A 16,915-nucleotide genomic window follows, 5' to 3' on the forward strand; every position below is an offset into this window, starting at 1 on the left:
CCGTTGAGGGCTGCGGCCTGGCGCGCCAGCCTGCCTCGGCCGGGCGGTCGGCGCAACGCCGGATCGCCCGGCGGCCGGCCGCGCCGCGTCCCCGAACGGCCCGCGGGGCGGCGGTCCCGCCGCCGCGGGGCTGCGCGAGCGACGCCTTCAGCCCTTGATGAAGGCCAGCAGGTCGGCGTTGATCGTGTCCGCGTGCGTGGTGATCATGCCGTGCGGGAAGCCGGGATAAGTCTTCAGCGTTCCTCGCTTCAGAAGCTTCGCCGACAGCGGGCCGGAATCGGCATAGGGCACGATCTGGTCGTCGTCGCCGTGCTGGACCAGGACGGGGACGGCGATCGCCTCGAGGTCCCCGGTGAAATCGGTTTGCGAAAAGGCGACGACCCCGTCGAAATGCGCCTTGGCGCCGCCCATCATGCCCTGGCGCCACCAGTTCCAGATCAGGCCCTGCTGCGGCGTCGCGCCGGGGCGGTTGAAGCCGTAGAAGGGACCGGCGGGCAGGTCGTAATAGAACTGGGGGCGGTTGGTCGCGACCTGCGTCTGCAAGCCGTCGAACACGTCTTTCGGCAGCCCGCCGGGATTGGCCTCCGTGCGCACCATGAGGGGAGGCACCGCCGCGATGATCGCCGCCGCCGCGACCCGGCCCGCGCCGTGACGCGCGACGTAGCGGACGACCTCGCCGCCGCCGGTCGAATGACCGACGTGGATTGCGTCCCGGAGATCGAGCGTTTCCGTCAGCGCGGCGAGGTCGGCGGCGTAATGATCCATGTCGTGCCCGTCGGCGACCTGCGACGAGCGTCCGTGACCGCGCCGGTCGTGGGCGATGACGCGAAAGCCGTGGGCGAGGAAGAACAGCATCTGCGGATCCCAGTCGTCCGCGGACAGGGGCCAGCCGTGGCTGAACACGATCGGCCGGCCGCTTCCCCAGTCCTTGTAGAAAATCTCCACGCCCTCGCGCGTCGTGATCGTCGGCATGTTGTCCTCGTGCTGGTATATGGTTGCGCAGGCGCCCGCCGGACCGGCGGGCGCCTGCGGAGCCTGGGGTCTCGAGACGGCGGGAGCATGGCGCCGTCCCCTCGGGGGGCCTTGTCGGGGAGGCGGATGCAGAGCCGGTCGGAAACGTTGCGCAAGGCCTACGCCGCCCGGATCCTGCGGCTCGCCGGGGTTCGAGACCCGCGTCTCGAGAGCGCTTTCGCGGCCGTCCCGCGCGAGGACTTCGTCGGCCCGCCGCCGTGGCGCGTGTCGGGCGGCCTGTTCGGCCTCTCCGGCGGCGACCGCGACATCGCCGCGCTCTACGACGACGTGCTGGTGGCGATCGACGCGCGGCGCGGCATCAACAACGGCCAGCCGTCGCTGCACGCCCGCGGTCTCGCGGCCCTCGCCGTCAAGGAGGGCGAGACCGTCGTGCAGGTCGGCGCCGGCGCCGGCTATTACACCGCCATCCTCGCCCGCCTCGTCGGCCCGTCCGGCAAGGTCGTCGCCTACGAGATCGAGGCCGACCTCGCGGACAAGGCGCGCGCCAATCTCGCGGGGTTTCCGCAGGTCGAGGTGCGCGCCGGATCGGGCGTGGCCGAGGACTTGCCGAAGGCCGAGGCGATCATCGTCAACGCCGCCGCGACCCATCCGGTGCGCGCCTGGCTCGACGCGCTCGCGCCCGGCGGCCGCCTCCTGTTCCCGCTGCAGGCGGCGGGGTCGTCGGGCGCCATGCTCATGATCACGCGGCCGAGGGACGGCGGCGACGCCTGGCCGGCGCGGCTTTTCGGCGGCGTCGTGTTCATCGCCTGCGAGGGCGCGCAGGATCCCGCCGCCGGCCGCAGGCTCGACGCGGCGTTCCGGCGCGGCGGGGCGGAGGGGGTGCGCTGGCTCAGGTTCGGACCGGCGCCGGCGAGCGAGGCGTGGCTCGCGGGCGACGGCTGGGCGCTCGCGCCGAAGATGTCCCAGACGTCTGGATAAATCGTTATAGAACACCTTGAGCGACAATAAGCCGCATTGCGGCGTTAAGGCGCGCTCTTCTAGCATAGTCGCTGTGAAAGGCGCGGCGAGCGTCGGGCATGTTGTCACCCATCCCTCGCAGTTCCTTTCATGGGCCGCCGTCCAAGTCCCAAAAACAATCGGGCGCGCGCCCAGCGATGTTCGCTTCCGAATTTCGGCGGCGAACAGGGAGGACGCAGCAATGTTCGATCATCAGTTTTCCAATGCGCAGATTTCCAATGCGCGCTATGGCGCCGCCTGCACGCTGTGCGAGTTCGTGACCGGACTCGCCTACGCCATGGAGGCGAGCGGCGGGCTCGACGACGTCATGAGCGACCGAATGGACGAACTGGTCGCGCCGGTGCGCAGCGCGCGCGACTGGCTGTGGCACGTCGGCCAGTTGATGAGCCACATGAGGCCGTTGCCGTCCGACTTCGACGACGGACTGGACCGGGCCGAGGAGCGGGCGCTCGACGCCCTGCCGAAGATCAAGGAGCTCGTCGCCGAGGCGTGCGAGGCGCTCGCGAGCGCGAGGGCGCACGCATACGAGGTCGAGAGGGAGACGGTTTTCGCCTGACCGGCCGGTCGGCGGCGATCACAGGGCTGACCGCGCGAACGCGCCCAGATGCGCGAGCGCGCGGCGCCCGGCATTGAGCCGCGCGTTCCACAGCGGCCAGGCATGGATCATGCGCGGCCAGACCTCCAGGGTCGCCGCGACCCGGGCGCCGCCTGCGGCTTCGGCGAGGCGCGCAGCGTCGGACAGCAGCGTCTCCTCGGAGCCGACCTGGATCAGCATGGGCGGAAACCCGCTCAGGTCCGCGAACAGCGGCGAAAGGCTCGGGTTCGCGCGGTCCATGTCGTCGGGGACGTAAGCCGACGCCAGGGCTTCGAGATACGTCTTGTGGATCAGCGGATCGTCGGCGTCCTTGCTGGTCAGCGTCGCGCCCGACATCGTCAGATCCGTCCACGGGGAAACCAGCCAGGCGCAGGCCGGCTGCGCTTCGCCCTCCTCGCGCAGGCGCTGCATCAGGGCGAGCGCGAGGCCGGCGCCGGCGCTGTCGCCGCCGACGACGATCCGGCCGGCCTCGACGCCGCTCTCGCGAAGACGGCGCCAGGCGGCGCGCGCATCGTCGAGCGCGGCGGGAAAGGGGTGCTCCGGCGCCAGCCGGTAGTCGAGCGCGAGCGTGCGCAGGCCGCAGGCGCGGCCCGCCTCGGTCACCATCCGGCGATGGCTGAGGATCGAGCCGGAGCAATAGCCGCCGCCGTGGAAGAACAGCAGAATTTTGGTCGGGTCGCTTTCGGGGGCGAGCAAGACCTCGCCGGGCCGGCCTCCGGCGTCGACGGTTTCCAGCGTCACGTCCGGGGCGACCGGCCAGACCGAGCCGACCTCGTCGAGGCGCGCGCGCCGGGCGGCCCAGCCGACCGGGCGAGGCTTCGACGCCAGCAGCGCCCGGATCGCGTCGATCTCGTCCTCGGCCATCCGCGTCGCAGCCTTCGTTCCGGCCTCCCCGCGCCAGTATAGAGCGGGCGGGGCGGGTCGCAATGTCGGGGAGGGCGCCCTTCGCCCGTCGCCGCTCCTCGCCGTTCGCGCCGGCGGCGGCCGGATCGCCGCGTCGCCCTTCGGGCTCCCGCGCCATGGCCGGCGAGGGTCCCCCGGCGGCGGCGACCGCCGGCGCTGGCGCCGCAGGGCCGGCGCGCTTACGTTGGCAGAATCTGGAATCGCCGGATCGGGAGGCAAGCGCTCATGATCACCGTCCATCATCTCAACCATTCCCGCTCGCAGCGCGTGCTCTGGCTGCTCGAGGAGCTCGAGCTGCCTTACGAGATCAAGTATTACGAGCGCGATCCGGTCACCCGGCTCGCGCCGCCGTCGCTGAAGGCGGTTCATCCGCTCGGCAAGTCGCCGGTTGTGGTCGACGACGGCGTGACCATCGCCGAGACCGGCGCGATCGTCGATTATCTGGTGGAGGCGTCGGGCGGAAAGCTGCGCCCCGAAGCCGGCACGCCCGACCGCCTGCGCTGGACCTATTGGAGCCACTTCGCCGAAGGGTCGCTGATGCCGCAGCTTCTCCTCGACCTCATGCTGACGATCATCCCGGGCCGCGCGCCCGAGGCGCTGCAGGAGGCGGCGAAGTCGGCTGCGGAGGCCGCGCGCCTGACCTACGCCGCGCCGAATCTGAAAACCATGTTCGACTTCGTCGAGGCCGAGCTCGCCACCCGGCCGTGGTTCGCGGGCGAGGAGTTTTCCTCGGCCGACGTGATGATGAGCTTTCCGCTGGAAGCCGGCGGCGCGCGGGCCGGCGCCTTCGAGGGCCGGCGCAAGATCGAGGCCTTCGTCGAGCGCATCCACGCCCGTCCGGCCTACCGCAGGGCGCTGGTGCGTGGCGGGCCCTACGCCTACGCCGCCTGACCGCGAACGGGGGTTCGGGCGGTTGGGCGGATGCACATTCACCTGATCGGCGGATCGAACGCCGGAATCTGGGACGGCTGGGCGCATCACTTCGTCATCCTCGCCGAGCGGGACCTCGGCGCTCGGATGACGAACGGCTTCCTCGGCGCGGTCGGCTCGCTGTTCGGGCTGTTCCGCCTCGACCGGCTGGAAAGCGAGGGCGGCCGCCTGCCCGACGTGGTCGTGTTCGAATATGCGCTCAACGACATCGTGCTCGCGCACGGCCGCGTCGTCTCGATCCGTCTCGTGCGCGACACCCTGACGGATGTCGCCGGCCTTTGCGTGCGCGCCGGAATCGCGCTCCAGTTCCTGTGCCTCGAACCGAGGGACCTGCGCGGACGCGCCGTCAGCCGGCGCGTCACGGCGATCTATTGCGACGTCGCGCGCGCCTTCGCTCTGCCGGCGCCCTTGTTCCAGCGCGACGCGATGGAACGCGAGATCGGCGACGGCGACTACCTGGACCTGCACCATCTGACGCCGGACGCCTCGCGCACGGTCGCGGAAGCGCTGGCGCGGCGACTCGCCCTCGGCCTGCGCAAGGGCGCCGCGCCGCCCGGTCCACCGCCGGGGCGAGCGTTGGCGTTCGTCGACGCGACGCGCGCGCGGCCGTCCGGCCGCGCCTTCGCCTCGACCTGCGCGACGGCGGTGTTGTCCGGCCCTGTGGTCGAGATGCGCCGTCCGTCGGCCGCCGTCTTTCCCGCCGATGGCCGGCTGGTCGGCGTCCTGTTCCGCGCGCGGCGGTCGTCGGGCTGGTATCGGATCGCGGTCGGCGGCGAGTCGCGGCGCAAGAACGCGTGCGAGTCGGCGCTTGCCATTCTGCCCGAGGTGATTTCGATGCAGGTTCCGCGCCTGTCCCGGCCTGCGCGCGGCTCCGTCGAAATCGCGATGCCCGACGACGAGGGGGCGTTGATGCGCCTCGCCTGCGATCGTTCGCCGATGCCGTGGGAGCCTCGGCCGCCCTTCGACGGGCAGGACCTGGCGCTGTTCGGAATCGTGCTGTGGCGCGAGACCGGGCCCCTGGCGCGCCTGCGCGAAGCCGTGCGGGCCGCCGGGGTCGCCGTGTCCGGCCGCTGGCGCCGCTACGTGATCGGCTCCGCCGTGGAACCGCGTGCGCCGGCGCCGCGTTTGCGATATCGTCGCGGGCTTGGGCGGAGGCGTTCCCGGGAGGCGGCGATGGCAAGGCTGGGGTCGGCGACGGAGCGCGCGTCATGATCACGTTGCCGAAGCTCGCCGCCGACGCGCTGGGGACTTTTCTCGCCGCCGACATGAAGGATCGCTTCGGCGTGTCGCACGCGCGCCTCGCCGAGGTCGTCCCGTTCGGGGCCCAGCTCGCGCTCGAGTGCATCGGCAACAGCGACGCCCTCTACCACAACGTCGAGCACACCATGCTGGTGACGCTCGCGGGCCACGAGCTGTTCAAGGGGCGCGCGCTCCTCGAGCCCTCGACGCCGTCCGACTACTGCCACTTCATCGTCGCCTGCCTCTGTCACGATATCGGCTATGTCCGCGGCATCGTCCGCGGGGACGGGGCGGACGAATTCGTCGTCGACGCGGCCGGGAACACGATCGTCCTGCCGCGCGGCGCCTCCGACGCCGCGCTCGCGCCCCACCACGTGGAACGGTCGATTCTGTTCGTGCTCGACCGCCTGTCGAGCGTCGCGGAAATCGACGGGCGGCGGGTCGCCGACGCGATCGAGCACACGCGGTTCCCGTATTCGACCGCGCCCGAGGACCCTCATGTCAGCGAGGAGGCGAATTTGTTGCGCGCGGCGGATCTGATCGGCCAGCTCGGCGATCCGCATTATCTGCGCAAGGCCAACGCCCTCTATGCCGAATTCGAGGAGATCGGCATGAACAAGCAGCTCGGCTACGATTCCCCCGCCGACCTGATCGACAAATATCCGAGCTTCTACTGGCGGACGGTCTCCCCCTATATCCAGGACGCCATCCGCTACCTGAACCTGACGTCGAGCGGACGGCAGTGGATCAGCGGCCTCTACGCCAACGTATTTCGCGCCGAGCACGAACTGCGCCAGTGCGGCCCGCAATTGTAGCGCCGGTCGCCGAGCGCGCGCCGTAAAGACGCGGTTGCTGGCCGTGTACCGCGCTCGGCGAGCGCGGCGACAGCGCGCGGCGACGGGGCGAAACTTTCCTTCGCCCGCGGTTTGCGGCATGAGGACGCATGACTCCAGCCGCACGCGTCTCCGCCGCCATCGAAATCCTGGCCGACATCGAAACCCGCCGCCGCCCCGCCGCCGATTCCGTGAAGGACTGGGGCCTGACCCATCGCTTCGCCGGGTCGGGCGACCGGGCGGCGATTTCCGCCCTCGTCTACGACGCGCTGCGGCGAAAGGCGTCGAGCGCGTGGCTGATGGGCGACTCCACGCCTCGTGCGGAGATGCTCGGGGCGCTGCGGCATACCCGCGGGCTCGCGCCCGAGGCGATCGCGGCGCTGTTCACCGGCGAGGGCCACGCGCCGGAGCCGCTGACGGAGGGCGAGCGCGACCGGCTCGCCGCCGCCAGCCTCGACGGCGCGCCGGCGCACGTCGCGGGCGACTATCCGGAGTGGCTGGCGCCGCAGTTCGAGGCCGCCTTCGGCGCGCGCGCAGCCGACGAGGGCAGGGCGCTCGCCGAGCGCGCGCCGGTCGATCTGCGCGCCAACCTCCTGAAGACCACACGCGACAAGGCGCTCGCCGCGCTCGCCCACCTCGACCCGCAGCCGACCCCGTTCTCTCCGGTGGGGCTGCGGATCGCGATCCGGCCGGACGGGCGGGGGCCGGCGCTCGCCGCCGAGCCCGCCTACGTCAAGGGACTGGTCGAGGTGCAGGACGAGGGCTCGCAACTGGCCGCGCTGATGAGCGAGGCGAAGCCCGGCCTGCAGGTCCTCGACCTGTGCGCCGGCGCCGGCGGCAAGACGCTGGCGCTGGCCGCGATGATGGGCAACCACGGCCAGATCTACGCCACCGATAGCGACGGGCGGCGGCTGACGCCGATCTTCGATCGCCTCGACCGCTCCGGCGCGCGCACCGTCCAGGTCAGGGCGCCGCGCGGGCGGGCCGACGTGCTCGCCGACCTCGAAGGCCGCATGGACCTGGTGATGATCGACGCGCCCTGCACCGGCTCGGGGGCGTGGCGGCGCAACCCCGACGCAAAGTGGCGGATGCGGCCGGGAGCGCTCGAGCAACGCATCAAGGATCAGGACGAAATTCTCGAGAAAGCGACCCGCTTCGTCAAGAAGGGCGGGCGGATCGTCTACGTCACCTGCTCGGTGCTGCGGGCCGAGAACGAGGATCGCGTCGCCGACTTCCTCGCCCGCCACGACGACTTTCTGCCGGTGGACGCGGCGACGCAGGCGCGCGCGGCCGGCCTTCCCGCGCTCGCCGAGCGCGTCTCGCCGTTCGGCCCCGGCGTCCGGATGAGCCCGCTGACGACCGGCACGGACGGCTTTTACGTCGCGACCCTCGTCAGGATGTGATGGGAGGGGCGGCGTCTCGCCGCCCGGGACCGGTCCCACGCCCGGGACGTTCGCTCACCCGCGCCGGGCGGCCTCCGGCCGCCGCCCTCTCCCCGCGACGCGGTCGCCGACCAAGCCTTTCTCCTCGGGCGGACAAGCAGCCGTCCCGCGGCCGGAAGGGGGTCGCCGCTACGGCCGGCTCGACACGTCGCGCACGGCGTGCGCCCACGCCTCGTACTGGCCCGACTCCATCCAGACCTCCAGCAACTCGGACGGCTCGGTAAGGACGCGAGCGATGGCCCGCCTGGCCTTGTCCCGGAGCGCGGCGCCGACCTGCGGATGGTTGGCGGCGATCCAGGCGTCGACCGAGGCGGTGTAGGGGTCCGGCCCAGCAGAGGGCTGGCTCGTTCGCGCCACGATCTCCGCCGCGGCGAGGGCTTCTTCCGCCTGCGGGGCTTCGAGATACACGTCGCCGGCCGCGAGCGCGCGGTCCAGAGCCGCCTCCAGCGCGGGCACGCCGCCGCTTTCGGCGACGGCTCCGGCAAAGTCCGCGGCCGTGTCGTTGTCGAAGATTCCGGTTCCCCACGCCCCCATCGACAGTCTCCCTCAGGTTCCGGCGTTGCGCTCGTCGTGGCGCCGCAGGTCCGGCGCCTATCGGCCGATCCCCGCCAGACTATGGTGAATCGGGACAGGCGGCGATGAGTCTCGGAGGCGGCGACGAGGCCGCGGGCCTCGAATGGGACGACCCGCAATTGGGCGGGTGGAGACACGCAGGCGGCTATAAGGCATTGTCCTCGGTTTCAAACATCCAGGCGGCGGTCATGTTCACATCACCTTGCCGAGGTTGGAGCCTTGCGAGAATGGCCGTTCGTGATCCGGGCGCTGCGAGCCGAGACCCCCTGATCACTGCCGTTCGGCGAAGCCAAGCAACAAGGTGCTGGCGAGTTCTCGCGCATTCGGCGCAAGCGCATCGTCGGGCAGTTCGCCCGCTGTCCAGAACGACAGCACCCCACGAAAGGCGAAGGCGAGTTGTCCCGGCAAGCAACGGAGCGCCCGGTCTCGCCGGGCCGCAATCAGCCCGTCACCCGCCCCCAGCGCAAGCGTCCAGAGCGCCATCGAACGCCTCCAGACCTGTCCGGGCGAAGAAGTTGCGGCGCCGAGCCAGCCCATCACAGCGCGGTTGACCTCCGGCTCCTCCAGCATCACGGCAGCCGCCGTATCGATCGCCAGCAGGACACGCTCGACCGTGTCCGTCAGCGGCGGCGCGGCGGCAAAGCGGATCTCCATCGTATCGATCCGACGGGTGGAGAGCGTCTGCATGATCGCCGCCTTGCTCCCGAACTGGTTGAAGGGGGTCGCAAAGCTGACGCCGGCCTCGGCGGCGAGGTCCCGCATCGAGAAATCGGCTTTGCCGTCGCGAAGCAGCCGTTCGGCCGCGTCGATCACCTGCTGACGAAGCGGCTCGCCTCGGACGCCGGGGGAAGAAGGCTCGATCTTGCGATTCGCCATGCCGTTATCTATATCATGATATAAGCCTATTGCCAATTTGGAGTTAGCCATGTCAATCGCCGCTTCCAAGACTTTTCTCATCACCGGTGTCAGCTCCGGCTTGGGCCGTGCGTTCGCCGAAGGCGCGCTGCACGCCGGCCATCGGGTTATCGGCACGGTGCGCAAGGATGCTGACGTCGAAGCCTTTGCCGCGCTCGCTCCTGGCCGCGCCCACCCGCTGGCGCTCGACGTGACCGATTTCGACGCCGTCCCGGCGGCTGTGGCGGATGCCGAGCGCCAGGCAGGCGCAATCGACGTGCTGGTGAACAACGCCGGGTACGGCCATGAGGGCGTGCTGGAGGAATCCTCCATGGATGATCTCCAGCGTCAGTTCGCGGCCAACGTGTTCGGTCCGGTCGCGATGATGAAGGCGGTGCTGCCCGGGATGCGCGAACGGCGTCGCGGCCATATCGTCAACGTCACCTCGATGGGCGGCTTCATCACCATGCCGGGGATCGCCTTCTACTGCGGCAGCAAGTTCGCGCTGGAAGGCATCTCGGAAGCGCTTGGCAAGGAACTCGCGGGTTTCGGGATACGGGTGACGGCGCTCGCTCCGGGCCAGTTCCGCACCGATTGGGCCGGCCGGTCCATGCAGCGTACGCCGCGCGCCATTGCCGACTATGACGCAGTCATGGACCCGATCCGCGCCGCCAGGCAGGCCAAGAGCGGCAAACAGCCCGGCGACCCGGCGAAGGCCGCGCAGGCCCTGCTCGCGCTGGTGGAGGCTGAGGATCCGCCAGTCCGGCTGTTCCTGGGCGCTGACGCGCTGGGGCTGGTCGAACAGAAGCTCGAGACCATGAAGATTGAACTCGACGCCTGGGATGCGCTCTCGCGCTCGACCAGCTTCGAGCCTGATTGAGCGTCAGCCGTTTGGCCTGTCCGCGCGCCCGGCGGCAGCGACGAATGCCGCACAGACCGATTTGGATTGCCGGAAGACTCGGCATGATGGGTCGGTTTTGGCTATCATGCCGCCTGGCGGCGGCTGGTCGCGACCGGTCCTCGCGTTCTCGCCTCGGCGGACGACCCGCTGCTCGTTTTCAGCATCGTCGGGGTCGTCGCCATCGCCAGGGGGCAGACGACTCTCGGTCGCATCGCTGCGCTGTTCGACGAGACCGAGCGAATCGGCCCGTTGCGCGACGCCGGGCGGATCTGAAGCACGCGCTCGATTGGCCCGGAAAATGCTGTGGTCAGCGCCGAGGCGGGAGCCAAGGCCTTGCAACTGGGAGACTTGTCGTGAACCTGACAGAATCCGCCCCATCCCCAGGGCGCCCGCATCATCATGCGCGCGGGCCGCTCTATCCGGCGGCGGGCGATCCCGCCCCGACGCTCGGCGGCTTCGCCTTCAGCCGCGCCGCCCCGCCCCATGCGCCGGGCGTGTTCGCGCTGACGCTCGCGGTCGACGGCCGCGACTTTCCCGTCGTGATCGGCGAGGGCGAGGACGTGGCGGCGGCGCTCGACGCCGCGGCGGCCGACCTGCCGCCGCTGCCGGGAGCGGTCGGCCGGCTGTGGCTGGAGCGGGCTCATGCGCGCCAGCGCGCCCACATCGTCCGCGACCTCGTCCACGCGCTCAACCCGCCGCGCAACACCGAGGACCGCTCGGCGCGCGCGCCGGCCGCAATCGCCGCGCTCGCGCCCGATCTCGCCGTCGACGCCTTTCCGGCCGTCGCGGGCGCGGACGGCGCGACCGTGAGCGAAGAGGCGCTCGACCGCCTGGTGCGGGCGTTCTACGCCACGGCGCGCAAGGACCGGCTGATCGGCCCGGTGTTTTCCGGCGCGATCGCCGACTGGGAGCGGCACACCGAGATCGTGCAAGACTTCTGGTCGCGCACGCTGCTCGACACGACCCGCTATCGCGGCTTTCCCTTCACCGTTCACCTCCCTTTGAAGCTGAAACCCGAGCATTTCGACCGCTGGCTCGAGATCTTTCGCGCAACCGCCGCCGAGGTCCTGCCGCCCGAAGCGGCGCGCGCCGCGATCCTCAAGGTCGAGCACATGAGCGTGTGCTTCCAGGCGGGGCTGACGCCGGTCGCGATCCGGGGCCAGTAGGCGCGGTCGGGCCGATGCGCGGCGCGTGACGGTCGCCACAGCGCCGCCACGGTCCCAATGTCATCATGCGGCCCTGGCGGCGTTCGCGGTCACCGCGTGCGCCGCAGGGAGAGCCGCCATGGATCGGCCCGGTCTCGCCGCTCACGAGCGCCTCGCCGAGGCGCTGCCGCTCGACCGGATCGACGTCAGCGATCCCGCGCTCTACCAGCAGGACGTCTGGGGTCCGTATTTTCGCCGCCTCCGCCGCGACGCGCCGGTGCATTATTGCCCTCAGAGCCCGGTCGGGCCGTTCTGGTCAGTGACCAAGCACAAGGACATCGTCGACGTCGAGGTGCGGCACAGGACCTTCTCGTCGAGCTCGTCGCTCGGCGGCATCACCCTGCGCGACCGCCCGGCCGAAATCGAGCTGCCGATGTTCATCGCCATGGACCCGCCGAAGCACGAAGCCCAGCGCAAGGTCGTCCAGCCGATCGTCGCGCCGGACAATCTCGACAATTTTCACGACCTGATCCGCAGCCGCATCCGAGACACGCTGGACGGCCTGCCGCTCGACGAGCCGTTCGACTGGGTCGACAGAGTCTCGGTGGAACTGACCGCGCAGATGCTGGCGACGCTGTTCGACTTCCCGTTCGAGGAGCGACGGAAGCTGAGCTATTGGTCGGACGTCGGGACCGCGATTCCCGTTCCGGGCGGCCTCGTCGAGAGCGAGGAGCAGCGCGAAGCGATCTTCCGTGACTGCCTCGCGGCTTTCATGGCCCTGTGGAAGGAAAGGGTCAACGCGGCGCCGCGTCCCGACCTCATCTCCATGCTCGCGCACGGGCAGGCGACCCGGACCATGAGCGCCCGCGAATATCTCGGCAACGTCCTGCTGCTGATCGTCGGCGGCAACGACACGACGCGCAACTCCATGAGCGGCGGCGTCCTGTTCCTGAGCGAGAACCCGGACGAGTTCGCAAAGCTCAGGGCGAAGCCCGAGCTGGTCGATTCCCTCGTTCCGGAAATCATCCGCTACCAGACCCCGATCGCGTATATGCGCCGCACCGCGCTCGAGGATTCGGAGATCGGCGGCCGGGCGGTGCGCAAGGGCGACAAGATCGCCATGTGGTATATTTCCGGCAACCGCGACGAAGAGGCGATCGACGAGCCGGATCGCTTCCTCGTCGACCGGCCGCGACCGCGCCAGCACCTGTCGTTCGGATTCGGCATTCACCGCTGCGTCGGCAAGAGCCTCGCGGAAATGCAATTGAAGATCCTGTGGGAGGAAATCCTTCACCGCCGGTGGAGGATCGAGGTGGCGGGCGAGCCGAAACGGGTCTTTTCGTCGTTCATTCACGGTTTTGCGCAGTTGCCGGCGCGCATTTCCGTCGCGCCGTGAGGCGGGCCGGCGGAAAGCGCGCCGTCACCGGCCGCCCGCGTCGAGTTCCGCGAGCGTGTGGCGCATGGGCTCGCTCGGAATGCCGAACAGGCCGCCGAACGGAAGATCGAGATCGAGGATCACGAACACGGCGACGGTGATCGAGACCGCGGACAGGACGATCACGATCACCGACACGGGGTTGGCCGGGGCGGTCAGGCCGATGCTGGCGAACAGGATGATCAGCCACAGCACCAGCACCCAGTAGAAGGGCGCGGAAAAGGACGGGCGCACCGATTCGATGACCGCCCAGCGGCTTTTGATCAGGTCGCCGAACTGGGTCTCGCAAAGCCTCTGCAACTGCTGGCGCCGGACGTCCGGCGGATCGAGCCCGCGCAACCGATGTCCCACTTCGTCGAGGATGGCGCCGAGCGTCACGCTCTCGCCGACCATCGGAACGCCACGCAGATCCAGGTTCGAAACGCCGTTGGGGGGCTTCTCGTCGGGCCACGTGGTGGCGATCACGGCGGCGACGTATTGGCGAAGACTCGCGCGCATCGGCGCCGTTTCCGGCCCGTAGTCGCTCAGGCAGCCATCCATCTGAATGAGGTTGCCGGACAGCGTGCTGAATCCGTCGTACGACCGGTCGAAGCCGCCCTTGACCGAGGTGGTCAGCAGGCCGAGCACGATCGCGGTGAACGTGACCAACAGATTGATGGTGAGCTGAACGAGTTCGAGCGACTCGTGCGAGCGGTGCCGTTCCGGCAGGCGGGTCTTGACCAGATATCCGGCGGCGGCCGCGGCGCAAAGGCCGAGAAAGAGCAGGGCGGTCGTTCCAAGGTCCGGCATTCGCTCCGCCCGCTTCTCGTTGGCGCGCCCAAGAGCGATCGATAACGCGCCGCGCCGGCATTTGTCACGGCCTCGACGCAGAAACGCGGCCGAGACGGGCGTCCAACCCCGGAGACCGGGCCGCCCCGTCCCGACGCAAAGGCTCAAAATAACGAACAGATAACTAACAAATTGCTAACAGTGTTGCCAAAATGTGACAGTTGCGCGGGAGTTGCAATCGAGGCGACGCGCTTGGTTGACTCGCTCAACCTTCGCGGTCAACTTTACGTAAGTTTACGGTGTGGAGTAGTCGAATGGATAGGCGGTGCATCTTCGGGGCTCTGGCGATCCCCTTGACGTTGTTGGCCGGAGGCGCGCAGGCGGCCGATCTGCCGACGAAAAAGTCCGCTCCTGCGCCGATCATGGCGCCGGCGCCGTACTCCTGGACAGGCGCCTACGTCGGTCTCCAGGGCGGATACGGCTGGGGCTCCCAGGAGGTCTACCTCCCCTCGGTCTGGTGGAGATATTGGGGCGACGAGCGTCACGGCGGGTTCGGCGGCGCGCTGGCTGGCTACGACTACCAGATGGGCAATGTGGTGGTCGGCCTGCAGGCCGACTACAACGTGGCGAATATCACCGGCGGCGCGTCGCCGTTCGGCGGCAAGTACAACACATCCAGCACGGTTAATAGCTTCGGGGCGGTCGACCTCAAGCTCGGCTATGCTGCCGACCGCGTCCTCGTCTACGCCCTCGGCGGTCTGGGGCTGATGAACGTCAGCTACACCCTGAACCAGCCCCTGTACCCGTACGCCTACGGTAAATACAACGATTTCAGGGCGATGCCGAACGTCGGCGTCGGCGTCGAGTATGCGGTCAACACCAATTGGACCGCGTTCGCCGACGTTCGCTACTTCCGCAGCGCTTCACAGTCTTACTCGGCCATGCCGGTATTGGGGCCGCGCAGCATAACCGAAGTGAACACCATCTACCGCCTCGGCGTCACGTACAAGTTCGGCGGCTGAGCGAGCGCAGGAGGCCCCGGGCAGGACGGCTCTGATTCGGTCAACGTCCGTCGGCGTCGCCGGTTCGGCGACCGTCCGTGGCGCCTCGAAGCGGCTGAACGAACCGGCCGGCGTCGGCGGGCTCGGCGGTTCCGTGGCCAGCGGGCCGGATGTTCGGCAGGCGGCGCCCGCCGAAGAGGCTCCCCGAGCCAGGGGAAGATCGCGGCGTCGTCGCAATTGCGTGGCGGAGGCCCGACGTGGCGAGCCTTCCAACGGACGCAAGCGCCGGGGCGTGGACGAAGAACCCCAAAAAATACCGCCCATGCCGCAGATCGCCATCCGGCGGTAGCGACCCCGGACCCCTCCAGTTGCGGTGTTGGAAAAATATTACAGCGGTTGGAAAATCTGTAGTCCGGCGACGGTGCGGGGTTGACTTTACAACATAGTCCGGGAACCCTCCTGCATGTTGACATGCGCGGAGTGGTTGGATGAGCGGGCGGTCCGTTGTCGGGGCGTTGGGAGTCACGCTGACATTGCTGGTCGGAGCGGCGCAGGCGGCTGATCTGCCGACCAAGAAACCGGCTCCGGCCCCGATCGACATTCCGCCGCCCTTCTCGTTTACGGGGCCGTATCTCGGACTCCAGGGCGGCTACGGCTATGACGGCGAGGTCATCTACCTTCCTGCCATGTGGCATAATTCCTGGTCGGCCGATCGTCACGGCGGCTTCGGCGGCGTCGTCGGCGGGTACGACTATCAGTTCAGCAGCAACATCGTGCTGGGTCTGCAGGCCGATTACAACCTGGCCGACATCACGGGCGGCTCCGCGCCGCACGGGTTGTACACGACGACGAACAAGGTCGACAGTTTCGGTTCGGTCGACCTCAAGCTCGGCTATGCGTTCAATCATTGGCTGGTGTACGCCATCGGCGGACTGGGGCTGATGGACGTCACCCATACGATCGACCAGCCGCTCTACCCCTATGCCTACGGCAGATACGACCAGTTCAGCTCCGGTTACGACTTCGGCCTGGGCGTCGAATACGCGTTCACCAACAATTGGATCGGGTTTGCCGATTTTCGTAAGTACAATATGCCCTCGAAGTGGTATCCGGCTATCCCCGTGCTCGGTTCGCACAGCGTGACGGAATCGCTCGACATCGTCCGCTTCGGCATTGCCTACAGGTTCGGAACCTGACGAGCGGTGCGAAAGCGCGCTCCATTCCGGCGCCGCGGGACGGACGCGCTGATCGCGAGCGCCTCCGCCCGGTTCGAGCGAGACGTCGGCCTTTGCAGAGGCATTGCGCGTCGGGATTGACGAGGCCCCGGTGGCCGGCCGCGCGGCTCACCCCTTCTTCTTGCCGGGCTTTTCCTCCGCCTCGGCGGCGTGGTACTTGCGCCGGATGTCGTCGAGGTCGACGGTCGGCTTCGGATAGGCGAGCTTCAGGTCTTCCATCGTGTTGGCCATGATCTGCGACACGGCGAGGTTGCGGAACCATTTGTGGTCCGACGGGATCACGTACCAGGGCGCGTCCTCGACGCTGGTCGCGGCGATCGCGTCCTCGAACGCCTCGATGTACTTGTCCCAGAGCGCGCGCTCGGAATAGTCCGACTCGCTGATCTTCCAGTTGCGCTTCGGGTCGTCGAGGCGCTGGGCGAAGCGCGCGAGTTGCTCCTCCGGGCTGATGTGCAGGAAGAATTTCAGAACGGTCGTGCCGTTCTCGGCGAGCAGCGCCTCGAAGTCGCGGATTCGTTTGTAGCGTTCGGTCCAGGTCGCCTTGTCGATCAGCTTGTGGACCCGGGTGACGAGCACGTCCTCGTAGTGCGAGCGGTTGAAGATCGAGATGTAGCCCTTGCCGGGCGCGTGCGGATGAATCCGCCACAGGAAGTCGTGCGCCAGCTCCTCCGCGGTCGGCTGCTTGAAGCCGACGACGCTCACCCCTTGCGGGTTGAGCACGGTGAAACAGTGCTTGATCGTGCCGTCCTTGCCGGCGGCGTCGAGGCCCTGCAGCACGACCAGAACCGAGCGCTTGTGCTCGGCGTAGAGGAGGCCCTGCTGCTTGAACAACTCGTCGCCGTAGGCCGCGAGCTCCTTCTTGGCGCTCTCCTCGGAATCGTGCTTGCCGGTGAAGGACGGATCGTGCTTGCCGAGGTTGATCTTGCCGCCCGGCTCGGCGCGAAACGCCTTGCGATAGTCCGCCATCCTGCGATCCTCTGCCCGTGCGGGAGTCCCCCGGCCGGGGACTGGAGCCGCCGCGCGAGCTTCGGG

At 69.1% G+C, this 16,915-nt stretch carries 17 protein-coding genes; 11 read left to right on the plus strand and 6 right to left on the minus strand.

The features are described 5' to 3' along the window. Nucleotides 1-147 precede the first annotated feature (147 nt). A complete protein-coding gene (locus DFR50_RS20480; RefSeq protein ID WP_113891126.1) occupies nt 148-972 on the minus strand; it encodes an alpha/beta fold hydrolase in 825 nt (274 codons plus the stop codon). A gap of 126 nt (nt 973-1,098) precedes the next feature. Here DFR50_RS20480 and DFR50_RS20485 point away from each other — a divergent pair, with 126 nt between their 5' ends. Further along, complete coding sequence (locus DFR50_RS20485) at nt 1,099-1,950, plus strand: protein-L-isoaspartate O-methyltransferase family protein (protein WP_113891127.1); 852 nt, start codon at nt 1,099-1,101, stop codon at nt 1,948-1,950. Nucleotides 1,951-2,170: 220 nt separating this feature from the next. After that, nucleotides 2,171-2,545 carry a hypothetical protein gene (locus DFR50_RS20490; RefSeq protein ID WP_113891128.1) on the plus strand — a complete coding sequence of 125 codons (375 nt, stop codon included), beginning with the start codon at nt 2,171-2,173 and terminating at the stop codon, nt 2,543-2,545. An 18-nt stretch (nt 2,546-2,563) separates the two neighbouring features. On the opposite strand, the gene DFR50_RS20495 is transcribed toward DFR50_RS20490, so the two are convergent. Next, nucleotides 2,564-3,448, minus strand: coding sequence for an alpha/beta hydrolase (locus tag DFR50_RS20495; RefSeq protein ID WP_113891129.1), 885 nt, complete (start codon nt 3,446-3,448; stop codon nt 2,564-2,566). Between the two features lie 264 nt (nt 3,449-3,712). On the opposite strand from DFR50_RS20495, the gene DFR50_RS20500 reads away from it, so the two are divergent. The 4 genes from DFR50_RS20500 (at nt 3,713) to DFR50_RS20515 (ending at nt 7,892) form a co-directional block, all read left to right on the plus strand. After that, nucleotides 3,713-4,378, plus strand: a complete 666-nt coding sequence (locus DFR50_RS20500) for a glutathione S-transferase (protein WP_113891130.1) — start codon at nt 3,713-3,715, stop codon at nt 4,376-4,378. 30 nt (nt 4,379-4,408) lie between these two features. After that, complete coding sequence (locus DFR50_RS20505) at nt 4,409-5,629, plus strand: SGNH/GDSL hydrolase family protein (protein WP_113891131.1); 1,221 nt, start codon at nt 4,409-4,411, stop codon at nt 5,627-5,629. Next, complete coding sequence (locus tag DFR50_RS20510; RefSeq protein ID WP_113891132.1) at nt 5,626-6,471, plus strand: HD domain-containing protein; 846 nt, start codon at nt 5,626-5,628, stop codon at nt 6,469-6,471. The genes DFR50_RS20505 and DFR50_RS20510 overlap by 4 nt, the downstream gene beginning before the upstream one ends. Before the next feature lie 128 nt (nt 6,472-6,599). Then, on the plus strand, nt 6,600-7,892 hold the full coding sequence (locus DFR50_RS20515) for an RsmB/NOP family class I SAM-dependent RNA methyltransferase (protein WP_113891133.1): 1,293 nt from the start codon (nt 6,600-6,602) through the stop codon (nt 7,890-7,892). Nucleotides 7,893-8,060: 168 nt separating this feature from the next. Here the strand turns inward: DFR50_RS20515 and DFR50_RS20520 are convergent, their stop codons facing one another. Together DFR50_RS20520 and DFR50_RS20525 are read right to left on the minus strand one after the other, a co-directional pair. Then, nucleotides 8,061-8,465 (minus strand): DUF4259 domain-containing protein, encoded by a 405-nt coding sequence (locus DFR50_RS20520; RefSeq protein ID WP_113891134.1) that lies wholly within the window; start codon nt 8,463-8,465, stop codon nt 8,061-8,063. Nucleotides 8,466-8,774: 309 nt separating this feature from the next. Further along, entirely contained in the window at nt 8,775-9,380 is a 606-nt protein-coding gene (locus DFR50_RS20525) for a TetR/AcrR family transcriptional regulator (protein WP_113891135.1), read from the minus strand. A 49-nt stretch (nt 9,381-9,429) separates the two neighbouring features. Here DFR50_RS20525 and DFR50_RS20530 point away from each other — a divergent pair, with 49 nt between their 5' ends. The 3 genes from DFR50_RS20530 (at nt 9,430) to DFR50_RS20540 (ending at nt 12,840) form a co-directional block, all read left to right on the plus strand. Then, a complete protein-coding gene (locus tag DFR50_RS20530) occupies nt 9,430-10,278 on the plus strand; it encodes an oxidoreductase (protein ID WP_113891136.1) in 849 nt (282 codons plus the stop codon). 374 nt (nt 10,279-10,652) lie between these two features. Beyond that, nucleotides 10,653-11,465, plus strand: a complete 813-nt coding sequence (locus tag DFR50_RS33125) for a group III truncated hemoglobin (protein ID WP_113891137.1) — start codon at nt 10,653-10,655, stop codon at nt 11,463-11,465. Nucleotides 11,466-11,583: 118 nt separating this feature from the next. Then, complete coding sequence (locus tag DFR50_RS20540; RefSeq protein WP_113891138.1) at nt 11,584-12,840, plus strand: cytochrome P450; 1,257 nt, start codon at nt 11,584-11,586, stop codon at nt 12,838-12,840. A gap of 24 nt (nt 12,841-12,864) precedes the next feature. Here DFR50_RS20540 and DFR50_RS20545 read toward each other — a convergent pair whose 3' ends face one another. Further along, on the minus strand, nt 12,865-13,668 hold the full coding sequence (locus tag DFR50_RS20545; protein ID WP_113891139.1) for a bestrophin-like domain: 804 nt from the start codon (nt 13,666-13,668) through the stop codon (nt 12,865-12,867). A 293-nt stretch (nt 13,669-13,961) separates the two neighbouring features. Here DFR50_RS20545 and DFR50_RS20550 point away from each other — a divergent pair, with 293 nt between their 5' ends. Further along, nucleotides 13,962-14,669 carry an outer membrane protein gene (locus DFR50_RS20550; protein WP_113891140.1) on the plus strand — a complete coding sequence of 236 codons (708 nt, stop codon included), beginning with the start codon at nt 13,962-13,964 and terminating at the stop codon, nt 14,667-14,669. A gap of 467 nt (nt 14,670-15,136) precedes the next feature. Further along, nucleotides 15,137-15,844: an outer membrane protein gene (locus DFR50_RS20555; protein WP_113891141.1), complete on the plus strand. Its 708-nt coding sequence runs from the start codon at nt 15,137-15,139 to the stop codon at nt 15,842-15,844. Between the two features lie 147 nt (nt 15,845-15,991). Here the strand turns inward: DFR50_RS20555 and DFR50_RS20560 are convergent, their stop codons facing one another. Then, nucleotides 15,992-16,849 (minus strand): polyphosphate kinase 2 family protein, encoded by an 858-nt coding sequence (locus tag DFR50_RS20560; RefSeq protein WP_113891142.1) that lies wholly within the window; start codon nt 16,847-16,849, stop codon nt 15,992-15,994. Between the last annotated feature and the right edge of the window lie 66 nt (nt 16,850-16,915).

Origin of the sequence: Roseiarcus fermentans (assembly GCF_003315135.1) — a bacterium.
Classification (GTDB): domain Bacteria; phylum Pseudomonadota; class Alphaproteobacteria; order Rhizobiales; family Beijerinckiaceae; genus Roseiarcus; species Roseiarcus fermentans.

Bases quoted from the DNA above. Each gene is read 5' to 3' on its own strand.
- DFR50_RS20480 (WP_113891126.1), bottom strand. From the start codon at position 972: ATGCCGACGATCACGACGCGCGAGGGCGTGGAGATTTTCTACAAGGAC.
- DFR50_RS20510 (WP_113891132.1), top strand. From the start codon at position 5,626: ATGATCACGTTGCCGAAGCTCGCCGCCGACGCGCTGGGGACTTTTCTC.
- DFR50_RS20490 (WP_113891128.1), top strand. From the start codon at position 2,171: ATGTTCGATCATCAGTTTTCCAATGCGCAGATTTCCAATGCGCGCTAT.
- DFR50_RS20500 (WP_113891130.1), top strand. From the start codon at position 3,713: ATGATCACCGTCCATCATCTCAACCATTCCCGCTCGCAGCGCGTGCTC.
- DFR50_RS20530 (WP_113891136.1), top strand. From the start codon at position 9,430: ATGTCAATCGCCGCTTCCAAGACTTTTCTCATCACCGGTGTCAGCTCC.
- DFR50_RS20550 (WP_113891140.1), top strand. From the start codon at position 13,962: ATGGATAGGCGGTGCATCTTCGGGGCTCTGGCGATCCCCTTGACGTTG.
- DFR50_RS20560 (WP_113891142.1), bottom strand. From the start codon at position 16,849: ATGGCGGACTATCGCAAGGCGTTTCGCGCCGAGCCGGGCGGCAAGATC.
- DFR50_RS20495 (WP_113891129.1), bottom strand. From the start codon at position 3,448: ATGGCCGAGGACGAGATCGACGCGATCCGGGCGCTGCTGGCGTCGAAG.
- DFR50_RS20555 (WP_113891141.1), top strand. From the start codon at position 15,137: ATGAGCGGGCGGTCCGTTGTCGGGGCGTTGGGAGTCACGCTGACATTG.
- DFR50_RS20525 (WP_113891135.1), bottom strand. From the start codon at position 9,380: ATGGCGAATCGCAAGATCGAGCCTTCTTCCCCCGGCGTCCGAGGCGAG.
- DFR50_RS20515 (WP_113891133.1), top strand. From the start codon at position 6,600: ATGACTCCAGCCGCACGCGTCTCCGCCGCCATCGAAATCCTGGCCGAC.
- DFR50_RS20485 (WP_113891127.1), top strand. From the start codon at position 1,099: ATGCAGAGCCGGTCGGAAACGTTGCGCAAGGCCTACGCCGCCCGGATC.
- DFR50_RS20540 (WP_113891138.1), top strand. From the start codon at position 11,584: ATGGATCGGCCCGGTCTCGCCGCTCACGAGCGCCTCGCCGAGGCGCTG.
- DFR50_RS20545 (WP_113891139.1), bottom strand. From the start codon at position 13,668: ATGCCGGACCTTGGAACGACCGCCCTGCTCTTTCTCGGCCTTTGCGCC.
- DFR50_RS20520 (WP_113891134.1), bottom strand. From the start codon at position 8,465: ATGGGGGCGTGGGGAACCGGAATCTTCGACAACGACACGGCCGCGGAC.
- DFR50_RS20505 (WP_113891131.1), top strand. From the start codon at position 4,409: ATGCACATTCACCTGATCGGCGGATCGAACGCCGGAATCTGGGACGGC.